The sequence below is a fragment of the Saccharopolyspora sp. NPDC002686 genome (genome assembly GCF_040295745.1).
Classification (GTDB): domain Bacteria; phylum Actinomycetota; class Actinomycetes; order Mycobacteriales; family Pseudonocardiaceae; genus Saccharopolyspora; species Saccharopolyspora oryzae.
In genome coordinates, this window is sequence record NZ_JBEOVY010000396.1 from 1 (window position 1) to 6,607 (window position 6,607).

General features: G+C 70.2%; 8 protein-coding genes. 4 read left to right on the forward strand and 4 right to left on the reverse strand.

Going from position 1 to position 6,607, the window contains the following annotated elements; genetic code table 11:
- The 4 genes from ABTZ89_RS33585 to ABTZ89_RS33600 all read left to right on the forward strand — a co-directional run.
- Positions 1-512: enoyl-CoA hydratase (locus ABTZ89_RS33585; RefSeq protein WP_351052389.1), on the forward strand; the 512-nt coding region annotated here is incomplete at its 5' end.
- Positions 513-517: 5 nt separating this feature from the next.
- The gene (locus ABTZ89_RS33590; RefSeq protein ID WP_351052405.1) at positions 518-1,633 is read left to right on the forward strand and encodes an acyl-CoA dehydrogenase family protein; all 1,116 of its coding nucleotides are present in this window, start codon (positions 518-520) and stop codon (positions 1,631-1,633) included.
- On the forward strand, positions 1,630-2,616 hold the full coding sequence (locus tag ABTZ89_RS33595) for an acyl-CoA dehydrogenase family protein (RefSeq protein WP_351052392.1): 987 nt from the start codon (positions 1,630-1,632) through the stop codon (positions 2,614-2,616). The genes ABTZ89_RS33590 and ABTZ89_RS33595 overlap by 4 nt, the downstream gene beginning before the upstream one ends.
- An 18-nt stretch (positions 2,617-2,634) precedes the next feature.
- A complete protein-coding gene (locus ABTZ89_RS33600; RefSeq protein WP_351052395.1) occupies positions 2,635-3,723 on the forward strand; it encodes an acyl-CoA dehydrogenase family protein in 1,089 nt (362 codons plus the stop codon).
- A 120-nt stretch (positions 3,724-3,843) separates the two neighbouring features.
- On the opposite strand, the gene ABTZ89_RS33605 is transcribed toward ABTZ89_RS33600, so the two are convergent.
- The 4 genes from ABTZ89_RS33605 to ABTZ89_RS33620 form a co-directional block, all read right to left on the reverse strand.
- A complete protein-coding gene (locus ABTZ89_RS33605; RefSeq protein ID WP_351052398.1) occupies positions 3,844-3,966 on the reverse strand; it encodes a hypothetical protein in 123 nt (40 codons plus the stop codon).
- A 118-nt stretch (positions 3,967-4,084) separates the two neighbouring features.
- Positions 4,085-4,513 carry a MaoC family dehydratase gene (locus ABTZ89_RS33610; RefSeq protein WP_351052401.1) on the reverse strand — a complete coding sequence of 143 codons (429 nt, stop codon included), beginning with the start codon at positions 4,511-4,513 and terminating at the stop codon, positions 4,085-4,087.
- The gene (locus tag ABTZ89_RS33615) at positions 4,513-4,977 is read right to left on the reverse strand and encodes a MaoC family dehydratase N-terminal domain-containing protein (RefSeq protein WP_270949265.1); all 465 of its coding nucleotides are present in this window, start codon (positions 4,975-4,977) and stop codon (positions 4,513-4,515) included. Before ABTZ89_RS33615 ends, ABTZ89_RS33610 begins: the two co-directional genes overlap by 1 nt.
- A gap of 306 nt (positions 4,978-5,283) precedes the next feature.
- Positions 5,284-6,444: an acetyl-CoA C-acetyltransferase gene (locus ABTZ89_RS33620; RefSeq protein WP_270949266.1), complete on the reverse strand. Its 1,161-nt coding sequence runs from the start codon at positions 6,442-6,444 to the stop codon at positions 5,284-5,286.
- Between the last annotated feature and the right edge of the window lie 163 nt (positions 6,445-6,607).

Below are 6,607 nucleotides of genomic sequence, written 5' to 3' on the forward strand. Positions count from 1 at the left end.
GGGAGATGCCCAAGCCGGTGATAGCCTCGGTGCAGGGCGCGTGCGTAGCCGGCGGGCTGATGCTGGCCTGGGTGTGCGACCTGATCGTGGCCAGCGAGGACTCGTTCTTCGCCGACCCGGTGGTGCGCATGGGGATTCCCGGCGTCGAGTACTTCGCGCACCCGTGGGTGCTGGGTCCGCGGGTGGCCAAGGAGTTCCTGTTCACCGGCAAGCGGATGAGCGCGCAGCGGGCCTACGAGGTCGGCATGGTCAACCAGGTCGTCCCGCGCGAGGAGCTGGAGAGCGCCACCGCGGAGCTGGCCGAGAACATCGCCGAGATGCCCGGTTTCGGCCTCGCGCTGACCAAGAAGGCGATCAACCAGGCCGAGGACCTGATGGGGCTGCAGAGCGGGATGGATTCGGCCTTCGGACTGCACCACTTCGCGCACGCGCACAACGCCGAGGTCGGCGAGGACTCGCTGAGCGGCATGAACGCGCGGAGCATGAAGCAGGCCCAGCAGAAGCAGGAGTGAGCACAGTGGACCTCGATCTTTCCGCCGCGGACGTGGAGTTCCGCGACGAAGTGCGCGAATGGCTCCGCGAGCACGTCCCGCGCGAGCCGCTGCCGTCGCTGGAGACGGAGGAGGGCTTCGCCGCGCACCGGCGCTGGGAGCAGGAGCTGCACGAGGCCCGGCTGTCGGTGGTGTCGTGGCCGGAGGAGTTCGGCGGGCGGGGCGCCTCGCTGCTGCAGTGGGTGCTGTTCGAGGAGGAGTACTACGCCGCGGGCGCGCCCGGACGGGTCAGCCAGAACGGCATCTTCCTCCTGGCGCCAACGCTTTTCGAGCACGGCACTCCGGACCAGCAGCAGCGGTACCTGCCCCGCATGGCCGCCGGGACCGACATCTGGGCGCAGGCCTGGTCGGAGCCGGAAGCGGGCAGCGACCTCGCCTCGATCCGCTCCACCGCTCGCCGCGTCGACGGCGGCTGGCTGCTGTCCGGGCAGAAGACGTGGAGCTCCCGCGCGGCCTTCGCCGACCGGGCCTTCGGGCTGTTCCGCAGCGATCCCGAGGCGCAGCGGCACCGCGGGCTGACGTACTTCCTGTTCCCGCTGGACGCCGACGGGGTCACCGTGCGGCCGATCGGGCGCATCGACGGCAAACCCGCTTTCGCCGAGCTGTTCCTGGACGAGGTGTTCGTGCCCGACGAGGACGTGCTGGGCGGCGTCGGCGAGGGCTGGCGGGTGGCGATGAGCACCGCGAGCAACGAGCGCGGGCTGACGCTGCGCAGCCCCGGCCGGTTCCTCGCCACCGCGCAGAAGCTCGCCGAGCTGCCGGACGCGCTGGACGACGACCGGGTGGTGGACGCGTGGATCGCCGCGCAGGCCTACCGGCTGGCCACCTTCGAGACCGTCACCAAGGTGACCGGCGGCGGATCGCTCGGCGCCGAGGCCAGCCTCAACAAGCTGTTCTGGTCCGAACTGGACATCGAGATGCACGAGACCGCGTGGGACCTGCTGGGCCCGGAGGCCGAGCTGTCCTCGTGGGTCGAGGGATACCTGTTCTCGCTGGCCGGACCGATCTACGCGGGGACCAACGAGATCCAGCGCAACGTGGCGGCCGAGCGCCTGCTCGGGCTGCCGAGGGGGTCGCGATGAAGTTCGCACCGCACCGCGAACAGCAGGACATGGCCGACACGCTGCGGAACCTGCTCGCCGACGCGGACACGCCGAAGATCGCCCGCGCCTGGTCGGGTGGCGAGACCGCGACGTGGTGGGAGGTGTGGCGCGAGCTCGCCGACGTCGGCGTCACCGGGCTCACCGTGCCGCAGGAGCACCGCGGGCTCGAGCTCGGCCCGATCGAGCTGGCGCTGTGCCTGGAACAGCTCGGGTACGCGGCGCTGCCCGGGCCGGTCGTCGAGTCCCTCGCGTTCCTGCCGCGCCTGCTGCGGGATTCGCCGTGGCTGGCGGAGCTCGCCGGTGGTCAGAGCGTTGGAACGGCGATCATCGCAGGTCACCTGCCCCTCGCGCTCGACGCCGACCAGGCCGGTGCGGTGTTCCGCTGCGACGGCGACAGCGTGGTCCGGCTGGGTGGGCTCGTGCTGGAGCGCGCCGAATCCTTCGACCCGGCGCGGCGGCTGTTCACCGTCGAGCACGCCACCACCGAGCCCGTCGAAGCGGCCGACGCTTCCGCGGCTTTCGACCACGGCGTGCTGGGATGCGCCGCTTACCTGCTCGGGGTCGGGCACCGGCTGCTCGACATCGCCACCGAGTACGTCAAGCAGCGGCACCAGTTCGGCCGGCCGGTCGGCGAGTTCCAGGCCGTCAAGCACCACCTGGCGAACGTGCTGCTCAAGCTGGAGTTCGTCCGCCCGCTGATCCGCGGCGCCTGCCTCTCGATCGACGGGCCGCGCGGTTCCCGCGACGCCTCCGCGGCGAAGCTCGCCGCAGGCGAGGCGGCTCGCTTCGCCGCGCGCACCGCGCTCCAGGTCCACGGCGCGATCGGCTACACCGCCGAGCACGACCTCCACCTGTGGCTCACCAAGGCAACGGCCCTGCGCACGGCCTGGGGCACCCCGACGTGGCACCGCCGCCGCATCGCGACCGCCCTCGCCACCGACCGAACCCCCATCGGCGCCTGACCCCTGGAGGGAGGAACTGTGCGCTTCGCGTTCACCGAGGAGCAGGAAGAGCTCCGCAGCACCGTGCGCAAGCTGCTCGACCGCCACGGCGGTCCACCGATCCCCGACCCGGGAGCACCGGACGCCGGTTTCGACCCGGCGCTGTGGAAGCAGCTCGGGGAGATCGGCGCGCACGCCCTGGCCATCCCCGAGGAGCACGACGGCGTCGGCGCCACGCTGCTGGAAACCTTGATCGTCGTCGAGGAACTGGGCCGCCGGCTGGTGAACAACCCGTTCCTCGGCAGCAGCGTGCTCAGCGCCCAAGCGCTGCTGGCCGCGGGGAACACCGAAGCCTGCGAACGGCTGCTCCCGGGCATCGCGTCGGGCGAGCAGGTGGTCTCGCTCGCCTGGGCGGAAGCGGATTCCCCTTGGTCCGTCAGCACTTTCGCGACCAGGGCGGAGCTCGGCGCGGAGGGCTGGCGGATCGACGGGCACAAGACGCTGGTGCTCGACGCGGCGCGAGCAGACGTCCTGCTCGTCGTCGCGATGACCGACGGCGAGGCGTCGCTGTTCGAAGTCTCGCCGTCGACCACCGCGACCGCATCAACGCCGCTGGACCTCACCCGCAGCATCGGCGAAGTCCACCTCAGCGGGACGTCCGCCCAGCTCACCGGGTCGGCGCCCCTGCAGCGCATCACCGACGTAGCGGCAGCCGCAGTGGCCGCCGAGTCGATCGGCGCAGCACAGCGCTGGCTGCACGAGACGGTGGAGTACACCAAGCTGCGCAAGCAGTTCGGCCGCCCCATCGGCTCGTTCCAGGCCATCAAGCACCGGCTCGCCGACTGCTACGCGGCGATCGAGTCAGCCCGCTCCCTGTCCTACGCGGCGAGCTGGGCCGTGTCCACTCAGGACGATCAAGCCGGTGAGCTAGCTTCGATGGCCAAATCCGCCTGCTGCGAGGCCTATTCGCTGATCGCCGCAGAAGGTGTCCAGCTGCACGGCGGCATCGGCATCACCTGGGAGCACGAAGCCCACCTCCACCTGAAGCGGGCCCACGCAGCGAAGCACCTCTTCGGCACCCCGCAGAGCCACCGCGCGAGCCTCCCCCTCCGCGGAACCCCGGATTGACCCATCGTTTCGCCTGGTCAGACCCCGTGAGTCCTTTGGGCGGCTATAGCAACTCAAAAGACTCACGGCCCTGACCAGGCCAAACGACGGGTTCGAGCTAGGCGGATACTGCGCGACTGGTCAACGCAACGCGCAGCTGGCCGCACCGGCGAGGAGTTCGCACATCTCGCTGGCGGTCGCGAAGGGCATCATCGCCGCCGACCACGGCACCCGCCCCCGCGCCGAAGTCCTGGAGCTGGCCACCCGACGACTCCTGGACTAGCCGGTCGAAAGGCGATAGCTGGTCAGGGCTCGTGCGTAGTTCGGGGCGCTATAGCACCCCAAAGTGCGCACGAGCCCTGACCAGGCTGAACGATGGGTGTCAGGTGAGGCGGACGACCGCTCGGGCCTTGGCGAGGACTTCCACGTCCTCGCAGGTGGCCGTGAGGTCCACCGCGACCTGGTTGTCCGGCAGCTTCTCGGCCACTCGGCCGGTGACCAGCACCTCGACGCCGGTGTCGTCGTCGGGCACCACCACGGGTTTGGCGAAGCGGACGCCGTACTCCAGCACCGCGCCCGGGTCGCCCACCCAGTCCGTGACCAGGCACGCCGCTTCGGCCATGGTGAGCATGCCGTGCGAGATCACGTTCGGCAGACCCGCTGCCCTGGCGATCCGCTCGTTCCAGTGGATCACGTTGAAGTCCCCGGAAGCACCGCAGTACTTCACCAGCGTCAACCGCTGGATCGGGTACCGCTCTGGGCCGATCTCGGTTCCGACCGCCACGTCGTCGTAGCGCAGGTTGGCCGCCATCACTCCCCCGCTCCGGCCGCGGTCCCCCGCGACACGATCACGTTCGTCGCGGTGCACACCAAGTCCCCGCCCGCATCGCGGATCTCGGTCTCCACCCGCACCAGTTCGTTCTGCCCGGCGTCGCGGATCTCGGCGATCCGCCCGGACGCGGTCAGCACGTCACCGGCCCGGATCGGCCGCTCGTAGCGGAACTTCTGCTCCCCGTGCACCACCAACCGCATGTTCAGCCCGAACTCGGGCCGCCGGATCGGGTTGCTCTCCGCAGCAGCGCCGGCAGCCACGATCCCGAACGTCGGCGGCGCGATCACGTCCGGATGCCCCAACTCCCGTGCAGCATCGACGCTCCGGTACGCGGGATTGGGATCCCCGATCGCCTCGGCGAACTCCCGGATCTTCCCGCGCGTCACCTCGTACGCCTCGCCCGCGCTGAACTCGAACCCCACGAACTCCCTGTTGATCGCCACGCCACTCCCTCGCTCGGTCGGTCGGTACATGGAGCGTTTTTCATCCTGCTCGACAACCGCGACCGCGGATCCGAGGTTCGGCGTCCGCGAAGCTGTCGCCAAGCGCCGCCAGGCGCTTTCGGGCCCACCCTCGCAACCGGCACCGCCGCGGGTTCTCAGACTGTCCCCGCCCGACCTGGGCTCTTGGCGAGGCCAGTCCCGTTTGCCGCGTATTGGACATACATAAAAACGGGATCCCGCAGCCAGGCGGCGTCTGAGGTTCCGCCACCCGCACCGCCACGCAAAATGAGGATGGAAACCCTCAAGTCAAAGGCGTTCGATGATGGTGACGTTGGCCGTGCCACCGCCTTCGCACATGGTCTGGAGGCCGTAGCGGCCGCCGGTGCGCTCCAGTTCGGACAGCAGGGTCGTCATCAGCTTCGTGCCCGTCGCGCCCAGCGGGTGACCCAACGCGATCGCACCGCCGTTGGGGTTGACGCGGGCCGGGTCGATGTCGATCTCCTTGAGCCAGGCCAGGACGACGCTCGCGAACGCCTCGTTGATCTCGACCACGTCGATGTCGGATGCGCTCAGGCCCGTCTTGGCCAGCGCGTGCTTGGTCGCCGGGATCGGTGCTGAGAGCATGAAAACGGGGTCGTCGCCGCGCACGCTCATGTGGTGCACGCGAGCTCGCGGGCGCAACCCGTGCTCGGCGACCGCCTTCTCCGAGGCGATCAGCAGCGCTGAAGAACCGTCGGAGATCTGGCTGGCCACGCCGGCGGTGAGCCGGCCGCCTTCGCGCAGCAGCTTGAGGCCTTCGAGCTTCTCCTTGCTGGTGTCGCGCCGCGGGCCCTCGTCGTGCTCGACGCCGGCGATCGGCGCCAGCTCACCGGCGAAGTGGCCCGCGTCGATCGCCGCCGCCGCGCGGCGGTGGCTGGTCAGCGCGAACTCCTCCATGTCGTCGCGGGAGATGTCCCACTTCTCGGCCATCAGCTCCGCACCGCGGAACTGCGTGACCTCCTCGTCCCCGTAACGCTCGTACCAGCCGGTCGATCCCGACTTCGGCCCGTAGGCCACCGGGAACCCGAGCTCGGCGGCACCCCGCAGCGCGCTGCCGATCGGGATCGCGCTCATGTTCTGCACGCCACCGGCGATCACCATCTCCGAGGTGCCGCTGAGCACCGCTTGAGAGGCGAAGTGCACCGCCTGCTGCGAAGAACCGCACTGCCGGTCGATGGTCACCCCGGGCACGTGCTCGGGGAATCCCGCCGCCAGCCAACCGGTTCGCCCGATGTTGCCCGCCTGCCCGCCGACCGCGTCGACGCAGCCCCACACGACGTCGTCCACCGCGGCCGGGTCGATCCCGGTGCGCGATACCAGGTTCTGCAGCACGTGCGCGGACAGGTCCGCGGGGTGAATGCCGCTGAGCCCTCCGCCGCGCTTGCCCACCGGGGTTCGCACCGCGTCGATGATGTACGCCTCGGCCATGACCGTCCTCTCCGCCGCACCGGCCGATCCGCGCGGAATCCCGGCAGCGCAAGCTGATCCAGCTCGACATCAGTGCGGACGAGTCTAACGAAACAAGCAAGCGTTTGGTAGAGGTCGATGCGCCCACCTCTCCCGGGCGGCAGCGAGGGGGCGTCGATTTCGC